Here is a 17,376-nt window from a genome sequence, read left to right as displayed (position 1 = left end):
CTGAAACGGCTTGCCTTAGCGCATAAATGCTGGGAACAGGATTTTTTTATTCATTACATCGTATATTCCTTTTTGAGTAATTCGTACATATGGAAGATGGGTCGCCTGTAAAAAGAGCAATGTGTAAACTGCATCTCCATGTTTATACCCTCGTGACGCCAACGCTTCTTTTAATGCCGCTTCCTGAACAATCAACTGCTCCATCGGCAAATCAGACATGCCTCCGCCGATTGGCAGCGGCAGCGTGCAAACGTTTGTGCCATCTTCCATCAAGACGATGCCGCCTTTAATGCGTTTCAGTTCTTCAAAAGCGGCCCACATATCTCTGCGGTTTTTGCCGATTAAAATGACATCGCCCGTATTTGTATAAGAAGAAGCAAACCCGCTGACGCCCGATGCAAAACCTTTGATCAACGTATTTACCCGCCATTTGCCATGTCTATCAATTAGCATCAGGAAACTTTCCTCATGATCTTTCGATAAATTGCCGTCATGAGTATCAACACTGACCGAATATGGTTTGGTAATAACATCATTCACCATTTCAAGTCCGAAAGGCATCGAGAATTGGAAGTCGTCTTCGGTCAATTCAAACTCCATATTGAGTTCAGGCATTACCGACCAGTCGATATCCGGAAGCGTATACACTTTTTCTCCGTTTCTTTTCAGCCAAACACCTTTTGATATTACTCCGGAAGGGACCGGATTTGCAATATCGTCCAATATATTTAAGTTGGCTATTCTGCCCGTTGCGATTAGTCCATGAAGATTCGTAACGTTGTAATAACGGGCAACGTTATAAGATGCCATCATATAAGCGTCGATCGGCGGTACCCCCGCCTCCAGCGCAATCTTGATGCATAAGTCCATAACACCATCTTTATGGAAACCAGGAGTTGAACCGTCAGTGGTCATCATCAATTTATCAAACACATTCAACTCACGTTCAACAATTCCCTTTAGCAATTCCGGTAAATCAGGACGGATGGATGAATGCCGGAGCGTTACGCCATAGCCGTGCAGCAAGCGCATTTCCACTTCCTCGACGGTCATTGCTTCGTGATCGCCATCGGCTCCAAGCAATCTCATGCGCGCCAAAGTCTTTTCGGACGCGCCAGGAAAATGGCCTTCGATTTTCTTTAGACCCAATTTCGCTTTCTGAATCCAGTACAGCATCTGGTCATCGCCTGCCATCAGTTTAGGCCAGCCTGTCAATTCTCCGCCGAGCAGGACATCCGGACGGTCCAGCCATTCGCCAACCGCTTTGGAAGTAAATAAACCGTCCTCATTACTCAACTCCGTCTGCGAGTCAAAACGGGTCCACCAATAAAAATTAAAAGGCAGCTCTGCCAGTTTGTCCAGCAATGAAAACGCTTTCTCGTTTTCCAATGCTAAAAACAAAGTCAGATTATCGGATAAGAACGTCGTGGTTCCGCCTTGAGCTGCATAATCAGCAAAAGTTTGCGGGTTGTAAAGCTGGTATGGATGAACGTGCGGTTCTATGTATCCTGGAACGATGAATTTACCTTCCATATCTGCTACTTCAGTGGCAGCGCCAATTTTCGGCATCTCTTGTCCAGCGTATACAATGCGGTCTCCCTTGATCCAAATATTACCTGTTACCCATTTTTTAAAGATCCCATGTAAATAAGTGGCATTCGTCAGAACAAGATCCGGCGATGCTTCTTTAGTAATAATCTTCATTTGTTCTCTGATTTCTGTATTTCTCCATATCGGGTTTACCATGTGCCGGCACCTTCTCTCTCTATTTCTCTACTTAATATCGTAGCATAACATTGTATGAAAATACAGAGAGGACTTCCAAATATAAGAACATTCAGATTAAATTCAGACACAAAAAGTCCACGCTTTCAGCTTGTTGAGCAAGATAAAATTTATATTAGTGTTATCCCTTAACCGATATTCCGCCAACCAGCTGCGAAGACATTGGCCGAGGATTGTGAGGCCAAGTCTTTGCGACGAAGCGCGCAGCGCTGCAAGAGCATATGTTTTCAGCCGCGGGCGAGCGCCAAGCCGCTTCGTCGCTGCGCTGCCCCGCAGGCAAGACATTAGCCGAAGCCTGCGAGGCTAAGTCTTTGCGACGAAGCGTGTAACGCTGCAGGAGCAGTACGGTTTTCTCCGCCGGTTGGCTCCATATCTGGAGAGCAGGAAACAATAAAAGAAAGCTTACTCAAACAGTGACACTTTTAGAGAGTCTCTAAAGGTGACAAAAGAGAGCTGAATGCAGCGGAAGGTGGGCGAAGGGCAAACATGTGCTCCTGCATCGCTGCGCTAGCTTCGTCGCAAACGAACCATGCAAAAGTGCTTTTGCACGCTTCGCTTCCTGCGGAAATAACATGAGCTGAAGGCCCCACAGGAGCGAAGCGACGAGGAGACTGAAGCCATGTCCGCGGAAAGCGTCCCACCTGGAGCGAAATGAGAAAAGGCTATCGAGGGTTTCTCTACAGCATGAAAAAGTCCACGCTTGCCGCGTGGACTTTGTTTTAATTTGAAATTGTATTCGTGAAAGGTTCCAATACATCTTCTTTGGTTTCTTCTTCAAAAGTCAAAACCTTTGAAACCGAATCATAAGATTCTCCATAAAAATGGACGTCTTTATACGTATGAATGTCTTTATACATTTTCTTCATTGCTTCAAAAATTTCTTCTTCAGTTTCCCCGTTTGGAGCCCAATACAAGATCTCCATTGAGTTTTCTTCGCCAGTTGCAAGCGACCGGCGGCAATAGCCGATCGATGACGCATGCTCGAATCCTTCACGAGCATAAAAGCGGAGGCGTTTTTCAGTATCTGTATCTTCATAATTTACCGGTTCCACTTCAAGGATAATCGGCTTGTTTTTGTCTTTCAGCATTTGCAGTGATTTTTTTCCGAGACCCATGCCCCGCGATTCTTTTGAAACAAATAAATAATCAACAAAAGAAAAGTTATCAAACTCTGCGTACATCAATACATGGTATGGACCTTCGTCTTTACGGTAAACATTGCCTTTTTCTTTCAGCAAAGTATCCATATGTTCTTTTGATTTCATTTCTTCTACTGGGAAATACTGATTTAATTTTTCGTACCAATTCATTAAAGGTGCCCCTTTCGTTTTTGCAAATCTTTTTTGTATGGCTACTGAAGTTTGCTGTTATACCGTTCTGGAGTGTACATAGAGGTGTAATCGACGGGTATTTGAAATCTTCAACTTGAATCATATACCCCTTTGTCTTAGGGAGAAAACAAAAAATGGCGTATTTCTTTCGAAATCTACGCCATTTCCTATTTTTTTATTATAGCACATAGAAAATTATTTTGCACGCCATCCGATGTCAGAACGGAAGAAGAAACCGGTCCATTTCAGTTTGCCCAGTTGTTCATACACTTGCCGCTGCGCATCTTCAAGATTCTCACCAGTGGCTGATACTGAAAGAACACGTCCGCCGTTTCCGGCATATCCTTTACCAGCTTGCTTCGTTCCAGCATGAGTGACTTCAACATTTTCTAGCTTGCCAAGATCCGGCAAGGCTTGCCCTTTTACGACAGCTTCCGGATATCCTTCTGCAGCCACGACCACGCCTAGTACAGCTTGGTCATCCCATTCAAGATCAAACGGTTTATTTTTTAATAGGCTATCGATAAAAGCACCGAAATCAGATTTCATGCGCGGCAAGACAACTTGTGTTTCAGGATCGCCAAAACGTGCATTAAATTCAATTACTTTCGGGCCGGTGCTTGTTAAAATAACGCCCGCATACAAAATGCCATTAAAAGGCGTTCCTTCTGCTGCCATTCCCTCAACTGCTGGAACGACGATTTTCGTAAAAGTCTCCTCTACAGCTGCGGCAGGGATTTGAGGGACTGGCGAATACGCACCCATTCCCCCGGTATTGGGCCCTCGGTCTCCATCATACGCACGCTTATGGTCTTGCGAAACGACCATTGGATAAATCTGTCCGTCTTGAACAAATGACATATATGAAAATTCTTCGCCTTCCAAAAATTCTTCAATGACAACCCGTGAACCGGAATCTCCAAATTTTTGGTCTTCCAGCATATCATGGACCGCTGAGATTGCTTCTTCTTCGGTCATGGCTACGACCACTCCTTTGCCCGCGGCCAAACCATCCGCTTTAATGACAATAGGAGCCCCGTGCTTACGAATAAAATCAGTTGCAGGTTTTGTTTCCGTAAACGTCTCGTAAGCTGCTGTCGGAATGCTATACTTTTCCATCAATTCCTTGGCAAAAGCTTTGCTGCCTTCAATTTGAGCTGCCGCTTTCGAAGGCCCGAAAATCCGCAGTCCACGTTCTTCAAAAAAGTCGACAATTCCGGCAGCGAGTGGCTGCTCAGGACCAACAAATGTAAAATCAATACGCTGTTGTTCGGCAAAATCTGCAAGCGCCTGAAAATTCATTTCATCGATTGCTGTGATTTCAGCATCATCTGCCATTCCATCGTTGCCTGGAGCTGCATAAATCTTTTCAATCGAAGCTGAACGTGCAAATTGGCGTACGATAGCATGTTCTCTTCCGCCTCTTCCAATGACCATTACTTTCATCAAATTGCACCTCACTTAGTGTTTGAAATGGCGAACGCCTGTGAAGACCATAGCAATACCATGTGCATTGGCCATATCGATTGAATCCTGGTCTTTTTTCGAACCGCCCGGCTGGATAATTGCTTTGATTCCGGCTTTTGCAGCGGCTTCAACCGTATCAGACATCGGGAAAAATGCATCAGAAGCCATGATTGCTCCTTTGGCACGATTGCCAGCTTGTTCCAAAGCGATTTTTGCAGAACCCACGCGGTTCATCTGGCCAGCGCCAATTCCTAATGTCATATCCGAGTCACAAACAACGATGGCATTGGATTTCACATGTTTTACAACGCTCCACCCAAGTTTCAAGGCTTCAAGTTCTGCTTCAGTTGGTTGGCGGTCGGTTGGCACTTGAATTTCTGCATCTTTATAACTGAAAGTGTCAGGCTGCTGCACAAGCAATCCGCCTTCTACAGAGACTGTATTCCATTTATCTTGTTTCGTACCATCGAAAGGAATCGTCAATAAGCGGATATTTTTCTTCTGCGTCAATATTTCCAGCGCTTCTTCTGAGAACGCTGGTGCAATAATAATTTCAAGGAAGATGCCGGCTAATTGAGTTGCCGTTTCAGCCTCCACTTCCCGGTTCAAAGCAATAATACCGCCAAAAATCGAAGTAGAGTCAGCTTCATAAGCTTTAGCAAATGCACCGGAGATCGTTTCTCCTGTTCCAACCCCACAAGGGTTCATATGCTTCACCGCAACAGCAGCAGGCATTTTGAATTCTTTGATGATCTGAAGAGCAGCATTCGCATCTTGGATGTTGTTATAAGACAATTCCTTGCCATGTACTTGTTTTGTATTCGCAATCGAGAAATCCGATCCAAGAGGGCTGCGGTAGAATGCGGCTTTCTGATGCGGGTTCTCGCCATACCGGAGCGGCTGTTCCAGTTCATATGTAAGGGTAAGCCCTTCCGGATATTCTTCGCCAGTCAATTCTGTCAGGTAGTTCGAGATATACGAATCATATGCTGCAGTATGACGGAAAACTTTCGCTGCCAAACGGCGTCTTGTTTCTGGAGTAGTAGAGCTTTGAGCACGCAATTCACTGATCACAACCGCGTAGTCCTTGGAGTCGACAATAACCGTCACATATGCATGGTTTTTCGCAGCAGAGCGGAGCATCGTCGGGCCGCCGATATCAATGTTTTCAATGGCATCATCCACTGTGACATCCGGTTTAATAATCGTTTCGCGGAATGGGTATAGGTTTACACAGACAACCTCAATCGGAGCAATGCCGTTTTCCGCCATTTCAGTTTGATGCTGGCTGTCATCATGTTTAGCAAGAAGTCCGCCGTGGATTAAAGGATGAAGAGTTTTCACACGTCCGCCCAGAATTTCCGGGAATTTTGTTACTTCATCAACAGCCGTTATGTTAACGCCGTTTTCTTCCAAAAAACGTTTAGTACCGCCTGTCGACAAAATTTCATAGCCCATTTTGTCCAATTCCTGTGCGAATTCCAAAATTCCTGATTTGTCCGATACGCTAAGTAATGCTCTTTTTTTCACTTGGAGTCCTCCTAAAAAGTAAAACCGGTAACATTACCGGTTGAATAATTGCTGTAAAGTTGACGGATATAACCGGTGTTCAATCGCATGTATTTCTTTTTCAACGGCTTCTTGATTGCGGCCGTTTATGGAGAAGGTTTGTTGGGCGATAATTTTCCCGGTATCCATTCCGGCATCCACAAAATGCACCGTGACGCCTGCTCTGTTAGCCCCGGAAGCCATCGTTTGGCCAATCGCATCTTTTCCTGGGAAAGCCGGCAAAGCAGATGGATGGATATTGATAATCCGGTTTTCAAATGCTTCAAGAAGCACCGGACCAATCAACCGCATATAGCCGGCCAGAATAATCCATTCCACTCCATGGCTTTTCAACTTCTCTTTCAGCATCTTTTCATATGTTTGTTTAGAATCGTATTCAGTTGGAATAAAAGCAAAAGAAGCGATTCCTGCTTTCTTCGCGCGTTCCACTACAAAAGCTTTCGGACGGTCTGTCACTACAAGCAGCAATTCAGCCTCCAGCTCACCTGTTTGAATCGCATCGGCAATCGCTTGAAAATTAGAGCCGTTTCCAGAAGCGAAAACGGCAATTTTTGGTTTATTGTTCATCGAGCGTTCCGTCCTGTTCACCTTTGAATTGCACGCCGGATTTGCCAGAAACTTGGCCAATTACATAAGCCTGTTCACCGCTTGCCTCTGCAGATGTTAAAACCTGTTCAGCATCCTTTGGTGCTACGGCAAGCACAAAGCCGATCCCCGCATTGAAAACTGAGAAGATATCGCGGTCTGTCAACGAACCTTTTTCCTGAAGCATTTCAAAAATACGCAATACAGGCCAGCTGCCAAGTTCAACTTCAGCGCCTAGACCTTCCGGCATCATGCGGGGCAAGTTCTCGATAAATCCACCGCCGGTGACATGAGCCATTCCATGGATTTCAGTATCTTTAGCAATAGCTGCCACTGTCTTTGCGTAGATTTTGGTCGGCGTCAGCAATTCATTGCCAATCGGCCCGAGATCTTCGAATCCTTCTACGAGTTGATCCAGCTGGTAATGGTGCTGATCGAAAACAATGTTGCGGACAAGAGAATAGCCATTGGAATGGATTCCACTTGAAGCAAGCCCGATCAAAACATCACCCGCTTGAATCTTTTCGCCGGTGACAATCTTGGATTTTTCTGCCGCACCCACTGCAAATCCTGCAATATCGTATTCTTCTTCATCATAAAGTCCAGGCATTTCTGCAGTTTCCCCGCCGATCAAAGCTGCACCGGCTTGAACGCAGCCGTCCGCCACGCCTTTAACAATCTGTTCGATTTTTTCCGGCACTGCTTTGCCGACTGCTATATAGTCGAGGAAAAACAGCGGTTCTGCACCTTGTGCCACGATGTCATTCACACACATAGCCACACAATCGATGCCAATTGTATCGTGGCGGTCCGCCATAAATGCCAATTTCAGTTTCGTGCCTACACCATCAGTTCCAGAAACAAGAACCGGTTCTTTCAAATTCAGCTCGGATAAATCGAACATGCCGCCGAAGCCGCCGAATGCACCCAGCATTCCTTTGCGCGCAGTCCGTTCCACATGGGATTTCATGCGGGTTACCGCTTCATAGCCTGCTTCGATGTTTACGCCTGCCTTTTCATATGCTTTTGACACACCGGTTCCTCCTTATTTCACTTTCTCTTTTTCATGCGGCAATACCGTATCCGGATAAATATTGGTTGGATATTCGCCGGTAAAACAACCTAAGCAATGGCCACATTTAGAACCCGGGTCTGTACGTCCGATATTCTGCACCATGCCGTCCACTGATAAAAATGTCAAAGAGTCCGCTCCAATAATTTCACGCATTTCTTCGATTGTATTATTCGCCGCAATCAATTCGCCTGATGTTGAAATATCGATTCCATAGAAACAAGGGCTTTTAATCGGCGGTGAACTGATCACGACATGGACTTCTGTTGCTCCCGCTTCTTTCAGTAAGTTGACGATGCGGCGGGAAGTCGTTCCGCGCACAATCGAATCATCTACCATGATGACGCGCTTGCCTTTTACAACTTGGCGCACCGGAGAGAGTTTCATCTTCACGCCTTGTTCCCGAAGATCCTGGGAAGGCTGAATAAATGTCCGGCCAACATAGCGGTTTTTGATCAAGCCAAGTTCATATGGAATGCCGCTTTCTTCCGAAAAGCCGATTGCTGCTGAAATACTCGAGTCCGGCACACCGGTCACGACGTCCGCATCAATCTGGATTTCTCTTGCCAATTGTTTGCCGAGGCGTTTCCGCGCAGCATGCACGTTGATGCCGTCAATGTCTGAATCCGGACGTGAAAAGTAGACATATTCCATCGTGCAGATTGACCGTTCTGCCGGGTAAGCAAAACGCTCGGCCCGCAATCCATCGTCTGTGATCACTAAGAACTCACCTGGTTCAACAGAACGGACAAATTCCGCCCCAATGATGTCAAATGCGCATGTTTCTGAAGCTACCACCCAAGCATCGCCTAAATTCCCAAGAGATAATGGGCGCAAGCCGTTCGGGTCAAGTGCGATATACATCGCTTCTTCTTTCAGAATCACACAGGCAAAAGCGCCTTTCAAAAGAGATAATGCATTTTTCGCCTGTTCTTCAAATGTTGCATAGCCGCTCCGCTTAATCAGATGAGCCAGCACTTCTGTGTCAGAAGTCGTTTGAAAAATGCTTCCCTGTCGTTCCAGGTGGCTTTTCAAATGGTTGGCATTGACTAAATTGCCGTTATGCGAGATAGCTAAGCTGCCAGTTGTCGAGTTAAAGAGCAGCGGCTGAACGTTTTCAATGCCGCTGCCGCCGGCTGTTGCATAGCGGACATGTCCAATTGCCCCAGTCCCAGCTATTTTCTCGATTTTTTCAGGAGAAAATACTTCACTGACCATGCCTTCGCCTTTTAATGCTTGTAAAGAAGCTTTGTCCGTTGAAACAATCCCTGCACCTTCTTGGCCTCTATGCTGCAAGGCATGCAGTCCGTAATACGTTAGCTGAGCAGCATTTGCATGTCCCCATATTCCAAAGACGCCGCATTCTTCATTTAAGCTTCTGATTTCAGCAAGCATGGGATTGCTCCTTTCCAGGCTGAGCGAAGCGTTTCGACTGAATCATTAATCCAAGCCGTACCGTCTTCACTTTTGATCACTAATTCTTGAGTGTCAGTGACAGTTCCGATTTTCTTGGCATCTGTAACGATCTGTTCGAATTGCTCTGCTTTGCCAGGAGACACCGTCAGAATGAAACGTGATTGGGATTCGCTGAAAAGAGCGGTAGTAGCTGAGCCGGTCAGTGTAATATCCAGCCCTAACCCTTTGCCAAACGCTTTTTCTGCAAGAGCTACGGCAACACCGCCTTCTGCTACATCATGAGCTGAAGCAACAAGCCCTTGCTGAATAGCGGACAAGATTTGCGCTTGGCGCTGTGCTTCAACAGTCAAGTCGATGAAAGGTGCTTTTCCGAAAATGCGTCCTTCGACCATTTTCTGAAGTTCACTGCCGCCGAACTCGGTAAAACTTTCACCGATCATATAAATGAAATCACCGGCATTTTTAGCATCCTGGGTTGTCACATGAGAAAGATCTTCTACCAGACCGACTAAACCGATTGTCGGTGTTGGATAAATCGCTGTCCCGTTGGTCTCGTTATATAAAGAGACGTTACCGCCAATAACAGGTGCATCCAGAATTGTACAAGCTTCAGACATGCCGTCTGCCGCTTTTTCAAGCTGCCAGAAGATTTCCGGCTTTTCAGGGTTTCCGAAATTCAGGCAATCGGTAATCGCAAGAGGTTTTGCACCGGATACCACAACATTGCGCGCTGCTTCCGCTACTGCAATCTTGCCGCCCATTTCCGGGTCCAAGTAGATGTACCGGGAGTTGCAGTCTGTCGTCATCGCTAAACCTTTGTTTGTGCCGCGGACGCGGATTACTGCTGCATCAGATCCCGGGCTGACGACTGTGCTTGTACGCACTTGGTGGTCGTATTGATTATAAACCCATTCTTTAGAAGCAATTGTCGGCTGTTTCAATAAAGCCGTCAGTGTTTCACCATAGTTTTTCACTTCCGGTTCCACATTTTCCATTTGCTGATATTCATTGAAGTAAGCAGGTACACTTGATGGTTTGTGGTAAACCGGTGCGTCTTCTGCAAGCGCGTCAACCGGAACTTCCGCTACGACTTCGCCTTTATGGACCAAACGCAAAGTAGAATCGTCCGTTACTGTTCCGACTGTTACAGCATCAAGGCCATATTTCTCAAATAGCTCCACGATTTCAGGCTCACGGCCTTTTTTCACAACAATCAGCATGCGTTCCTGTGATTCCGACAGCATCATTTCATAAGCCGTCATCCCAGTTTCGCGCTGAGGCACATGATCCAAATCCATTTCAATTCCAGATCCAGCTTTTGAAGCCATTTCCGCAGATGATGAAGTCAGCCCTGCCGCTCCCATATCCTGAATGCCGACAAGCGCATCTGATTTTACAAGTTCCAGACAAGCTTCCAGCAATAATTTCTCCATGAATGGATCTCCGACTTGTACAGCCGGACGATTATCGCCGGACGATTCCGTCAATTCCTCTGAAGCGAATGTCGCTCCATGGATGCCGTCTCGCCCTGTTTTAGCGCCGACATACATTACCGGGTTGCCGACGCCTGAAGCTACCCCTTTTTGAATGTCCTTATGATCAATCAATCCAACGCACATAGCATTGACCAATGGGTTCCCATCGTATGAATCATCAAACTGCACTTCACCGCCGACTGTCGGGATGCCGATGCAGTTGCCGTACCCTGCAATTCCAGCGACTACTTCTTCAAATAAGTATTTCACACGTGGCGTTGTCAATTCACCGAAACGAAGAGAATTCAGCAAGGCAACCGGGCGTGCGCCCATTGAGAAAACGTCCCGGATAATGCCGCCGACACCCGTCGCTGCACCTTGATAAGGTTCGATCGCTGACGGGTGGTTGTGGGATTCCATTTTAAAGACCACTGCCTGGCCGTCCCCGATATCGACAATTCCAGCACCTTCGCCCGGTCCTTGAAGAACACGCGGCGCTTTTGTCGGGAATTTCGCCAGCACAGGCTTAGAGTTTTTATATGAACAATGCTCGGACCACATGACGGAGAACAAGCCGGTTTCTGTGTAGTTTGGCAATCTGCCTAAAATTTTCTCCACCATGGCAAATTCTGCATCGGACAATCCCATTTGCTGATAGATTTTCTGCTCTTTGATTTGCTCAGTATTTGGCTCAAGCATGACTGACATTTGCTTCCCTCCACTGTTTCACAATTGATTTAAATAATGCCAAGCCGTCACTGCCGCCGATCAAATCGGTTACAGCACGTTCCGGATGCGGCATCATGCCAAGCACGTTGCCGCGCTCATTGATGATTCCCGCAATGTTGTTGCGGCTGCCGTTAAAGTCATCCGCGTATGAAAAGACGATTTGGTTGTTCTTTTTCAGCTGCTCGTAAGTCGCATCGTCGCAATAATAATTCCCTTCGCCATGTGCGATTGGAATTTGGATTTCCTGGCCATCTGCGTATTCGCTTGTAAACAGCGTATTGGCATTTTCAACTTTCAAGCCGACTGTTTTGCACATGAATTTCAAGTTTTTATTGCGGAGCAAAACGCCTGGAAGAAGTCCCGCTTCAGTCAAAATTTGAAAACCATTGCAGATGCCGAGAACCGGCTTGCCGGCTTCCACTGCTTTTTTCACTTCATCCATCACGGCCGAAGACTGGGCAATCGCCCCACAGCGCAAGTAATCGCCGTATGAAAATCCGCCTGGCAATAAAATTCCGTCATAACCGCTCAAATCTGTTGAATCATGCCAAACATATTCTGCTTCTTCACCAAGTTCATCCTTGACTGCGTGATACATATCCAAGTCACAATTTGATCCAGGAAATACAATTACTGCGAATTTCATTGCGAGACAGCCTCCTCAATTTCGAAACGGTAATCTTCAATTACCGTATTCGTCAACAACTTCTGACACATTTCATTAACTAAAGCATCGATATCACGTGCGTCATCTGAAACCATCAATTCCAAGTATTTGCCGATCCGGACATCTTCAATTTCAGCGTAACCCATCTTATGAAGAGATCCCATTACCGCAGACCCTTGTGGATCTAATACGCTTTCGCGCAACGTAACGTAAATTTTTACTTTTTTCATGAATGTTGTCCTCCCAGTTTAGCTAAAATGAGTTCGTAAGCGTCAGTTAAATTGCCCAGATCCCGGCGAAATACATCTTTATCAAGTTTTTGTTTTGTTTCGCTATCCCACAGGCGGCAAGTATCCGGTGAAATTTCATCTGCCAATAAAATGCGGCCATTATTGTCGCGGCCAAATTCAATTTTAAAATCCACCAAATCAACGCCGACTTCTTTGAAGAATCCAATCAGCACTTCATTGACTTTTAACGCTTTTTCACGCAGTTCCTGAATTTCTTCCGTTGACGCAAGTTCCAGCATTTCAATATGGTCTTCTGTAATGATCGGATCACCAAGTTCATCATCTTTATAATAGAATTCAACGATTGGACGTTTCAGGATGGTTCCTTCTTCCAAACCGAGGCGTTTCGCCATACTGCCGGCAACGATATTCCGGGTCACTACTTCGACTGGAATGATTGCTACTTGCTGCACAAGCTGCTCGTGGTCAGACAATTGTTTAACGAAATGGGAAGCAATGCCTGCTCCCTGCAATTTTTCAAAAATCAATGATGTAATTTTATTGTTCAGCATGCCTTTGCCGACGATTTCCGCTTTCTTCTCGCCGTTGAAAGCTGTTGCCGAGTCTTTATATTCCACCCATAAGATATCCTGCTCATCTGTTGCATATAAACGTTTCGCTTTGCCTTCGTACAATAGCTGACCTTTTTCCATGTTCGATGCCTCCGTTTAGTTTAATCCAAGACGATTGAAAATCATGTCCACTTGCTGCAAGTGGTGGTTATAGTCAAAGCAATCATCCAATTCTTCTTTAGACAATTGCGAAGTGATTATTTCGTTCGCTTCCACGATTTGGCGGAAATGCGTTTGGTTTTCCCAAGCTTCCATCGCACAAGGCTGAACTGTATCATAAGCCGCTTCACGCGCCATGCCTTTATCGATCAAGGCCAAAAGCACGCGCTGTGAATAAATCAAGCCAAGCGTCGAATCCATATTGCGCTTCATGTTCTCTGGGAACACCGTCAAGTTTTTCACAATATTTGAGAAGCGGTTCAGCATATAGTTCAAAGCGATTGTTGCATCCGGTAAAATTACCCGTTCTGCAGAAGAATGCGAAATGTCGCGTTCATGCCAAAGCGGAACGTTTTCGTAAGCTGTCAGCATATAACCGCGGATCAAGCGCGCAAGCCCTGTCATGTTTTCAGAACCGATCGGATTGCGTTTATGCGGCATAGCTGAAGAACCTTTTTGCCCTTTCGCAAAGAATTCTTCCACTTCACGCGTTTCTGATTTTTGCAAGCCGCGGATTTCCGTTGCGAACTTCTCAATTGACGTCGCAATCAATGCCAACGTGCTAATATATTGCGCATGGCGGTCACGCTGCAAAGTTTGAGTTGAAATAGGAGAAGCCGCAAGCCCAAGCTGTTTGCAGACATATTCTTCGACAAATGGATCGATATTTGCGTAGGTTCCAACAGCACCGGACATTTTGCCGGTTTCAATTGTTTTAGCAGCTGCTTCAAAACGCTCTAAGTTGCGTTTCATCTCTTCATGCCATAGAGCCAGTTTCAAACCGAATGTAGTCGGTTCTGCATGGACACCGTGTGTGCGCCCCATCATGACAGTCATTTTATGTTCTTTGGCTTTATTCGCCAGGATCTCGATAAAGTTATTCAAATCTTTGCGGATAATTACATTCGCTTGTTTAATCAAATACGATAACGCCGTATCTACCACATCTGTAGAAGTCAGCCCGTAATGTACCCATTTGCGCTCTTCGCCCAATGTTTCGGATACTGCCCGTGTAAAGGCCACCACATCGTGGCGGGTTTCTTCTTCTATTTCTAAAATGCGGTCTACCGAAAATGAAGCGTTCTGACGAATTTTCACAACATCCTCTTTGGGAATGTCTCCGATTTCCGACCAAGCTTCACAAGCCAGAATTTCAACTTCCAGCCAAGCATTGTACCGGTTTTCGTCTGTCCAAATTGCGCCCATTTCAGGTCGAGTATAACGTGCTATCATAATTTAATTCCTCCAATTATTTCGGCCAAATGCCGGATTCATCTATTTCTATTAAAGTCCCTTGCAGGTCTTCCGTTAATATTGTAACATGGCCCATTTTGCGTTTATGTTTGGCTTCATCTTTGCCGTATAAATGAACGGACCAGTTCGGATATCTGGAAATCTTTGCCGTTAGTGGAGCTACATGCTCTCCAAGAATATTCACCATCACTGTATCTGCCCATAGTTTCGGTTCTCTGAGCGGCCATCCGCAAATGGCCCGCACATGCTGATGAAATTGGGAGATATTCGTTCCTTCTATTGAATAATGGCCTGAGTTGTGCGGCCGAGGCGCCAATTCATTGACCAGGATTTCTCCGTTCTCAAGCACGAACATTTCTACGGCCAGCGTGCCAATCATATCCAAGTGACTGGCGATCTTTGCAGCAGCTTCTTTTGCTTTTTCAATAGTTGATTCCATAACAAGAGCAGGAACGATTGTTTGGTGAAGAATATGGTCTCTATGTACATTCTCCCCGATTGGCAATATCGTCATCTCGCCTTGGACATTACGTTGAATAATGACAGAAATTTCTTTTGTAAATTCAACGAATGCCTCTGCTACACATTCGCCATTTTGGAAAAGCGGTTCTGCTAAAGCCAATTCTTCTTTGGAAGTGACCGTTTGCTGGCCTTTTCCGTCGTATCCGCCTCTGGCAGTCTTTACGACAAAAGGAAAAGGCAATTGACTGCTTTTCTCTTCTAATTCACTAAATGATGAAGCAGAAATGTATTCTGCAATCGGTACGCCTGCTTCCGAGATTGCTTGCTTTTCAAAAATGCGATTTTGTGTAATCCGGATCAACTCAGATCCTTGGGGTACATATGCTATTTCTGCCAGCTTTTCTAAGCCGGTAACGTCTATGTTTTCAAATTCATAAGTAATAACATCACTGGCTTCCGCCAATTCTTCAAGTGCATGCATGTCGTTATAAGGAGCGATGATTTGAACATCGGCCACTTGGCCTGTCGGTGAATCCATTGCCGGATCTAACACGGCTATTTTAAAGCCTGCTTCTTTAGCAGCTAATGCCATCATGCGCCCTAGCTGTCCTCCGCCAATAATTCCAATCGTTTGTCCCGGTAAAATAATTTTTGTCATGTTAAATCACCTGTACTTTTTAAGACTTCATCATGCGTTCGATTTCTTCTTTCCTGTAATGCCTGTGCTACTTGTGGATCAGTCGTGCCTAAAATCTGAGCAGCCAGAAGGCCGGCATTGGTGGCGCCTGCTTTTCCGATTGCAACAGTTGCTACTGGAACGCCTCCAGGCATCTGAACAATCGACAATAACGAATCCAGACCGTTCAATGCTTTTGACTGAACTGGAACACCTATGACAGGAAGTGTCGTTTTTGCAGCAACCATCCCCGGCAAGTGAGCAGCTCCTCCAGCACCTGCGATAATCACATGCAACCCGCGGTCTCTTGCTTCCTCTGCATAAGAAAACATTAAGTCAGGTGTACGGTGAGCAGAAATAACTTTTTTTTCGTAGGCGATGTTTAATTCGTCCAGAACATCACATGCATGTTTCATCGTTTCCCAGTCGCTCGAACTTCCCATTATTATGCCGATTCGCGAATCCATTGTGAAATCTCTCCTTTAAAACAAATAAAAGCCCTCAAGTAAACTGCTCACATTACGTGAAAAGCAGTTTACTTAAGGACTTTTTAATAAGACGAAATTAAATGATGCCTTAAACAAGCACATTTTTCGCCACGTATCCATAAGTTGCTTTCCCGCATAGTCCAGACATTCCGGTGTCTTGGTAGAAACGCAGAAGCCAATTCTCCTGCATATATGGGGTATCCTCAATCATCATAACAAGATACTGTTACCTAGTCAATAAAAAAGTCGAACGATTGTTTATTTACTAAACTAATCGTTCGGCTTTTTATAGGTTCTATGCTTATTCACCTAGCTTAATTCCCTTAAATTTTACAATTTGCCGTATTGGTACCGGCTTGCCATCAATTTCTTCAAATAAAGGTTCTTCTTTACGGCCGACTGCTGCATATCCTTCCCGCTTCATGCGTTCAAGACAAGCATCCATTGTTTCATTTTCGCCAACCTCAAACCATATTGTCTTCTTGTTCATTTAAATAACTTTCCTTTCCTTACTTGTTTCACCCAGAATCCGCCATGGATTGTTTTTGGTTCATAAGCGATGATAAAAGCTTTCGGGTCTAGCTCTTTAATAACCGCATATAATTGAAGCTCCATTTTGCGTGGCGTTAAAATTTGCATAGAATGCCGCCCGCCTTCCATGCCGTTAGCTATCCAGTCTGTCACTCCATAACCTTTCTCCCGCAATTTCTTCGGAAGTAATTGATTTTCATCACTGGTGATAACATTCACGGTGATATAGCCAAGTGCCATTTTCTCTTCAATTATCGATCCTATAATCACGCCTGATCCATAACCAATTGCATAAGCTACCAAATTCTGAATCTGATCCAAGTTGTCTAAAACAAGTCCTAAACCTACTATATAAATAACTACTTCGACCATACTCACAACCGCAGCAATATAACGATAACCTTTAAGCGTCATAATCATCCGTATTGTAAAGAAGGTTACATAAACGATATTTATAGAGAAAATAATAATAACCATTAACCATGGATTAATATCCACATTTCGCACCCTTTCTGTGTTGCCTTAAAACATTCAAGTTTCATACTAGTAGAAACTACTTGGGAATGCAAGGCAGAGTGCAATAGACTGTAGGAAACGATAGGAATTGCTTCATAAGTAACATGGAAAAGAAGGTGTTAGCAAGAATTTAGAGCAAAGAAGTTAATACACGAAGCACACTTTTTAATTTTTGTTTTATGGCTGCCTCTTATTGAATGAAGCGAAGTAGAACAAACTGTGTTCAATCAAGAACGACTATTAGATTTTATTAATCCTTCATTAATAAACTCCCGCTACTACATAAATTCTATTTGTTCGCTTTAAGATGTAGCAAATGGGCAAAACCGGGC

Annotated in this window: 16 protein-coding genes and 1 riboswitch; all 16 genes read right to left on the bottom strand. The window is 45.0% G+C overall.

Annotation, left to right across the window (positions count from 1 at the left end):
* Positions 1–15: 15 nt before the first annotated feature.
* Positions 16–1,746, bottom strand: coding sequence for an adenine deaminase C-terminal domain-containing protein (locus QWY16_RS05100; RefSeq protein ID WP_300991840.1), 1,731 nt, complete (start codon positions 1,744–1,746; stop codon positions 16–18).
* A 758-nt stretch (positions 1,747–2,504) separates the two neighbouring features.
* Positions 2,505–3,095 carry an N-acetyltransferase gene (locus QWY16_RS05095; protein ID WP_300991839.1) on the bottom strand — a complete coding sequence of 197 codons (591 nt, stop codon included), beginning with the start codon at positions 3,093–3,095 and terminating at the stop codon, positions 2,505–2,507.
* A 216-nt stretch (positions 3,096–3,311) separates the two neighbouring features.
* Positions 3,312–4,562, bottom strand: a complete 1,251-nt coding sequence (gene purD / locus QWY16_RS05090) for a phosphoribosylamine--glycine ligase (protein WP_300993297.1) — start codon at positions 4,560–4,562, stop codon at positions 3,312–3,314.
* 15 nt (positions 4,563–4,577) lie between these two features.
* A complete protein-coding gene (gene purH, locus QWY16_RS05085; protein WP_300991837.1) occupies positions 4,578–6,113 on the bottom strand; it encodes a bifunctional phosphoribosylaminoimidazolecarboxamide formyltransferase/IMP cyclohydrolase in 1,536 nt (511 codons plus the stop codon).
* 33 nt (positions 6,114–6,146) lie between these two features.
* Positions 6,147–6,719 (bottom strand): phosphoribosylglycinamide formyltransferase, encoded by a 573-nt coding sequence (purN, locus tag QWY16_RS05080; RefSeq protein WP_300991835.1) that lies wholly within the window; start codon positions 6,717–6,719, stop codon positions 6,147–6,149.
* Positions 6,709–7,770 carry a phosphoribosylformylglycinamidine cyclo-ligase gene (gene purM / locus QWY16_RS05075; protein ID WP_300991833.1) on the bottom strand — a complete coding sequence of 354 codons (1,062 nt, stop codon included), beginning with the start codon at positions 7,768–7,770 and terminating at the stop codon, positions 6,709–6,711. The genes purN and purM overlap by 11 nt, the downstream gene beginning before the upstream one ends.
* Before the next feature lie 12 nt (positions 7,771–7,782).
* A complete protein-coding gene (gene purF / locus QWY16_RS05070; protein ID WP_300991831.1) occupies positions 7,783–9,204 on the bottom strand; it encodes an amidophosphoribosyltransferase in 1,422 nt (473 codons plus the stop codon).
* Complete coding sequence (gene purL, locus QWY16_RS05065) at positions 9,180–11,408, bottom strand: phosphoribosylformylglycinamidine synthase subunit PurL (protein WP_300991830.1); 2,229 nt, start codon at positions 11,406–11,408, stop codon at positions 9,180–9,182. The genes purF and purL overlap by 25 nt, the downstream gene beginning before the upstream one ends.
* Positions 11,392–12,075, bottom strand: coding sequence for a phosphoribosylformylglycinamidine synthase subunit PurQ (gene purQ, locus QWY16_RS05060; protein ID WP_300991828.1), 684 nt, complete (start codon positions 12,073–12,075; stop codon positions 11,392–11,394). The genes purL and purQ overlap by 17 nt, the downstream gene beginning before the upstream one ends.
* Positions 12,072–12,326 (bottom strand): phosphoribosylformylglycinamidine synthase subunit PurS, encoded by a 255-nt coding sequence (gene purS / locus QWY16_RS05055; RefSeq protein ID WP_300991826.1) that lies wholly within the window; start codon positions 12,324–12,326, stop codon positions 12,072–12,074. Before purS ends, purQ begins: the two co-directional genes overlap by 4 nt.
* Positions 12,323–13,039, bottom strand: coding sequence for a phosphoribosylaminoimidazolesuccinocarboxamide synthase (gene purC / locus QWY16_RS05050; protein ID WP_300991824.1), 717 nt, complete (start codon positions 13,037–13,039; stop codon positions 12,323–12,325). The genes purS and purC overlap by 4 nt, the downstream gene beginning before the upstream one ends.
* 15 nt (positions 13,040–13,054) lie before the next feature.
* Positions 13,055–14,350 carry an adenylosuccinate lyase gene (gene purB / locus QWY16_RS05045; protein WP_300991823.1) on the bottom strand — a complete coding sequence of 432 codons (1,296 nt, stop codon included), beginning with the start codon at positions 14,348–14,350 and terminating at the stop codon, positions 13,055–13,057.
* Between the two features lie 16 nt (positions 14,351–14,366).
* Entirely contained in the window at positions 14,367–15,491 is a 1,125-nt protein-coding gene (purK, locus tag QWY16_RS05040) for a 5-(carboxyamino)imidazole ribonucleotide synthase (RefSeq protein WP_300991822.1), read from the bottom strand.
* Positions 15,488–15,976 (bottom strand): 5-(carboxyamino)imidazole ribonucleotide mutase, encoded by a 489-nt coding sequence (purE, locus tag QWY16_RS05035; RefSeq protein ID WP_300991821.1) that lies wholly within the window; start codon positions 15,974–15,976, stop codon positions 15,488–15,490. The genes purK and purE overlap by 4 nt, the downstream gene beginning before the upstream one ends.
* 137 nt (positions 15,977–16,113) lie before the next feature.
* A riboswitch (purine riboswitch) is annotated at positions 16,114–16,213 on the bottom strand.
* An 85-nt stretch (positions 16,214–16,298) separates the two neighbouring features.
* A complete protein-coding gene (locus tag QWY16_RS05030; RefSeq protein ID WP_300991819.1) occupies positions 16,299–16,487 on the bottom strand; it encodes an NETI motif-containing protein in 189 nt (62 codons plus the stop codon).
* Positions 16,484–17,005 carry a DUF2179 domain-containing protein gene (locus QWY16_RS05025; protein WP_436837180.1) on the bottom strand — a complete coding sequence of 174 codons (522 nt, stop codon included), beginning with the start codon at positions 17,003–17,005 and terminating at the stop codon, positions 16,484–16,486. Before QWY16_RS05025 ends, QWY16_RS05030 begins: the two co-directional genes overlap by 4 nt.
* Positions 17,006–17,376: the final 371 nt, after the last annotated feature.

Origin of the sequence: Planococcus shenhongbingii (genome assembly GCF_030413635.1) — a bacterium.
GTDB classification, from domain to species: domain Bacteria; phylum Bacillota; class Bacilli; order Bacillales_A; family Planococcaceae; genus Planococcus; species Planococcus shenhongbingii.
The sequence above is the reverse complement of the archived record's forward strand: the minus strand, read 5'-3'. Positions and strand labels throughout refer to the sequence as shown.

Coding starts and splice junctions, on each gene's coding strand:
- purD (WP_300993297.1), bottom strand. CDS start 4,562: ATGAAAGTAATGGTCATTGGAAGAGGCGGAAGAGAACATGCTATCGTA.
- purF (WP_300991831.1), bottom strand. CDS start 9,204: ATGCTTGCTGAAATCAGAAGCTTAAATGAAGAATGCGGCGTCTTTGGA.
- QWY16_RS05030 (WP_300991819.1), bottom strand. CDS start 16,487: ATGAACAAGAAGACAATATGGTTTGAGGTTGGCGAAAATGAAACAATG.
- purN (WP_300991835.1), bottom strand. CDS start 6,719: ATGAACAATAAACCAAAAATTGCCGTTTTCGCTTCTGGAAACGGCTCT.
- purK (WP_300991822.1), bottom strand. CDS start 15,491: ATGACAAAAATTATTTTACCGGGACAAACGATTGGAATTATTGGCGGA.
- purQ (WP_300991828.1), bottom strand. CDS start 12,075: ATGAAATTCGCAGTAATTGTATTTCCTGGATCAAATTGTGACTTGGAT.
- purL (WP_300991830.1), bottom strand. CDS start 11,408: ATGTCAGTCATGCTTGAGCCAAATACTGAGCAAATCAAAGAGCAGAAA.
- purB (WP_300991823.1), bottom strand. CDS start 14,350: ATGATAGCACGTTATACTCGACCTGAAATGGGCGCAATTTGGACAGAC.
- QWY16_RS05025 (WP_436837180.1), bottom strand. CDS start 17,005: ATGGTTATTATTATTTTCTCTATAAATATCGTTTATGTAACCTTCTTT.
- purC (WP_300991824.1), bottom strand. CDS start 13,039: ATGGAAAAAGGTCAGCTATTGTACGAAGGCAAAGCGAAACGTTTATAT.
- purS (WP_300991826.1), bottom strand. CDS start 12,326: ATGAAAAAAGTAAAAATTTACGTTACGTTGCGCGAAAGCGTATTAGAT.
- QWY16_RS05095 (WP_300991839.1), bottom strand. CDS start 3,095: ATGAATTGGTACGAAAAATTAAATCAGTATTTCCCAGTAGAAGAAATG.
- purE (WP_300991821.1), bottom strand. CDS start 15,976: ATGGATTCGCGAATCGGCATAATAATGGGAAGTTCGAGCGACTGGGAA.
- QWY16_RS05100 (WP_300991840.1), bottom strand. CDS start 1,746: ATGGTAAACCCGATATGGAGAAATACAGAAATCAGAGAACAAATGAAG.